This window comes from Cuspidothrix issatschenkoi CHARLIE-1 (assembly GCF_002934005.1).
Lineage (GTDB): Bacteria > Cyanobacteriota > Cyanobacteriia > Cyanobacteriales > Nostocaceae > Cuspidothrix > Cuspidothrix issatschenkoi.
In genome coordinates, this window is the sequence record NZ_PGEM01000138.1 from 1 (window position 1) to 3,620 (window position 3,620).

4 protein-coding genes are annotated in these 3,620 nt (G+C 35.9%); 2 read left to right on the forward strand and 2 right to left on the reverse strand.

All coding sequences use genetic code 11. The annotated features are described in order from the left end of the window. Positions 1–156: 156 nt before the first annotated feature. The gene (locus tag CUN59_RS16900; RefSeq protein WP_104388940.1) at positions 157–978 is read right to left on the reverse strand and encodes an N-acetylmuramoyl-L-alanine amidase; all 822 of its coding nucleotides are present in this window, start codon (positions 976–978) and stop codon (positions 157–159) included. A gap of 259 nt (positions 979–1,237) precedes the next feature. Between CUN59_RS16900 and CUN59_RS16905 the strand changes: the two genes are divergently transcribed. Continuing rightward, positions 1,238–1,405 carry a carbonic anhydrase gene (locus CUN59_RS16905; protein ID WP_207765435.1) on the forward strand — a complete coding sequence of 56 codons (168 nt, stop codon included), beginning with the start codon at positions 1,238–1,240 and terminating at the stop codon, positions 1,403–1,405. 305 nt (positions 1,406–1,710) lie between these two features. After that, positions 1,711–2,241: an MgtC/SapB family protein gene (locus tag CUN59_RS16910; protein WP_104388941.1), complete on the forward strand. Its 531-nt coding sequence runs from the start codon at positions 1,711–1,713 to the stop codon at positions 2,239–2,241. A gap of 347 nt (positions 2,242–2,588) precedes the next feature. On the opposite strand, the gene CUN59_RS16915 is transcribed toward CUN59_RS16910, so the two are convergent. Continuing rightward, entirely contained in the window at positions 2,589–3,407 is an 819-nt protein-coding gene (locus CUN59_RS16915; RefSeq protein ID WP_104388942.1) for a GUN4 domain-containing protein, read from the reverse strand. Positions 3,408–3,620: the final 213 nt, after the last annotated feature.

Here is a 3,620-nt window from a genome sequence, read left to right on the forward strand (position 1 = left end):
GAAGTGCGGAATGTGGGTTATTATTATCAAATAAAAAAGAAGTCGGGGATCTTATAACCTATTGTGCCACCTGCGAAAGCAAAGGTTTAATATTATTGAATTAGGGATAGAAAAAACATCCTGTTAATCCTTCGATCCTGGATATCCTGATTCAGATTACCTCTTACCATAAGAAACTAACTGCCGAAAAGAATGTAATTTATTCAAAAACTTATCAAAATCAAAACTTAAAGGATCAACTTTTTTACCTGCTACATCTACAGCCTGATGAGTAGTAATTCTATCATCTGGAACTTGACTTTGAGCTATTAACCAGGCTAAAGAATTATATTGAGATTCTGTGTATCCACTATGTCGTTGTAGATTATTTCTACCCCAAGCATCAGGAGGGGTTTCTAAGGAGACATGATAGGCAAAATTGTTGACGGATGGGGGTAAATTAGGATTAGTCCGGACAGTTTCCGCACCATTAGCACCATTAAACACCGAATTACCAGCACCAAAAGCGCGTTTTTCGGGGGGAACGAGATAAATTACCTTTCCTTTTAAAGTAATGATGGCATGGTAACTAGCTTGGATATTTTCATCATCATGGGGTGTTTGAAAAAAATTAATAGCACTAGCAGTAGAATTAGTGGTTTCATGAAGAACTATAATTGGCTGATGGCTAAAGGGTACACCATTAACATCTGTCAAATAGCGATCGCCATAATTACTGGGATCAACTTTCGCCTGTGCTAACTTAGGTCTATACTTGATAAATGCTTTAGTTGTCGCATATAGAATAGGAATTTGATTTATTTTATTTTGTTGTATGGTGATTGCTGATTGTAATTGTGCTGGTGGATATTGTAAATTTAATGATGTTATATCTTGATTTTTGATCTGTTTAGCAGCCCCAATCAATACAGTTATAATCAGGGTAGCTAACATCAGAAAAATCAGAATTATTCTCGTTACCCAATCTCTAAATCTCATAATTTTTTTAATATATAGGGATATGTACTTGAATCAGATCCAAAATTTACTTAAAAAACTATACACTAAAAGACTTTGAAATCTCTTCGCTGTTCCCTACTATAGCAGGGCTGTTTCATTCGTTAAGGAGGATGGATTTGTCAATATCATTAGCGATAATTTTTGGGACGAAATTGATGGGACATAAACATATTGACCCAAAAATTTAAACTTTTTACCATAAAAATTAGAGCGATCGCTAAAATGAAACATTGACATTATGCACCTTTCAGGGAATGAAACAGCCCTGGGTTCTGGAGGGGGATCAAATGAAGCTGAATTTATTGATTGGTTGACTATTGGCGACCTATCCCAGAGTGTTTATACAGATGTGAAGCGCATTCGGTTACATCCATTAGTACCACGAGAAATTCCGATTTATCGTTAAAATACTACATCCTTCTATGGTGGTGGAATGCGGCAGATGCTTGGATCAAAGTTAAAGAACTATTTCAAAAACAACTTCAGACACCATAATACAACAGCAGTCATCGGTCACCAGTCAAACTTTGTTAGTAAATGGATTTTTCTCAGTTATTTTACTTATTTTTAATTTTCTGTTAAAGTAGCAATAAACTACTTTAAACCTATCAACTTACCGGACTTAGATTTACACTGATGAAAAGTGGGTAGTCTTTCGCCCTGCGGGTAATAGGTGCAAAACTCCGTTCCATATTAGGGAGGAATCAATCCATGAGTGCGATGTTCTTGGCTGCCGATGATTGGATACATATAGGTTTTAGACTAATACTGGCACTTTTAGTCGGTTGCATAATTGGATTGAATCGCCAGAAAGGTGGTAGACCAGCAGGGATGAGGACATTTATGCTGGTGAGTATGGGAGCAGCATTATTTGTGATGATTCCTTTACAAGTTGAAGGTGATAGTTCCTTCGCTGGGACTAATGCGCTGAGTCGTACCATTCAAGGTGTAACTACCGGTATAGGGTTTCTTGGTGCAGGATTAATTTTGCAAGAATCTCCCAGAAAATCTGAAGTGCCAAAAGTGCGGGGCTTGACTACAGCGGCCTGTATTTGGACAGCGGCAGGATTAGGAGCAGCTATTGGTTGCGGTTTGTGGCAAATGGGATTATTGGGAGGATTTTTGACTTTAATTACTCTGAGTGGTATGAAGCGACTTAATCGTTTTTTTAGATTTTTAATTGGTCAAAATAGTCAACCAATTGCTTCACAGCTAAATGATCCTGTTGATGATGATGATTAACAGTAAATAATTTTAAAAAATACTTGTCTAATTAGTAATTAATATCTATCCCTCTTCCATGACTATTTATTAATGTTTCAAAATGTTCGCCATATTTTGTTATTAATAAAAAGTTCAAACCTTTATCACATCTGGATTTCAAAATTAGAAAATTATTTTTGTGATTCCCAGTTTAATGGAAGAGGGATAGAAGCAATACCAAGTCACTCCTGATACAAATTTAGATGAGCTTACCCTGTATAAAGCTAAAATTCTGATCTAGAAAAAATGTGAGGTATATTATGGGTAAAAAGATGTAAGTAATAAAATTTGTAACAGTCAACAGTCAACCGTCAATAAAAAATATTTTAAAGTTCACAACTATCTAGACGAGAGAAAAGATTACAACCGACATAACAGGACAAATAGACAGAGAATTTTACATTTTTAAATAATTCCCAAGTTCTTCTTCCCCAATACCAACCACCCTTAACAGGTAGATGTCCTACTGGTGCTGTCAGATCAAAAGTAATATTATCATAATCATTTAACCATCTTGCTCCTGGTCTCCAACCGACAATATCCCCAAATTCATTTTCTATGGAGTCTCTAAAAAAACGATTTCCTTTACAACTTTTATAAATTTGATTTTGGACAGAAAAACCAAAACGTCCATTACTATATTTTACCCATAAACTATCAATTGCGTGTAGGTCTTGACAAGGGAATTTAGAAATAGGTTCTTCTGCTAATAATAAACCTTCTTTTTCTCTTTGTGCTACAGCTAACATAACTCGTGCTGTTTCTTGATCTGCTTCTTGCCATTGGCCGGAGGCGAGTAAATCACGCAAGCGAGTATAATCTGTTGATCCTTGTTTAAAAAATTCCGCCTCGAATGCTGTAACCGCTTGTTTTACGTTAGTCTCTGTATAAGGATTCAACAATAAATAAGCTTGTTTTTGTATTTGTAATGATTGATCCTGTAAACATTGAATGACTAAATCTAAACCCTGTTCTCCATAATTCAAGGCTTCCTCAACAGCGGCTATTCTTAGCGTTAAATTGCGATTTTGTAACCGTAATTTTACCCCATCCAGACCACCTAAAACCGCTACATCTTTTGTTGATGGAAGCTTACCATCCAGAATAGCATCATCTTTTTGGGGTTGTTGGGAATTATTTATCATGAGTTAAGGGCTGAGTTAAATGTATGCTGTGTTCAAAATAGCATAAATTATGAAGTAGTTCTCACTATAGCAATCCTATTTGATTTTTGAACACTGCAAGAGTCAGATCCCCGACTTCTCTAAGAAGTCGGGGATCTTGTTGTTCATACCACGCACATTTAATTACTAGCAGATGTCTATTCATGGTTTTTTGGTATCGGCTCAATAAGTAGG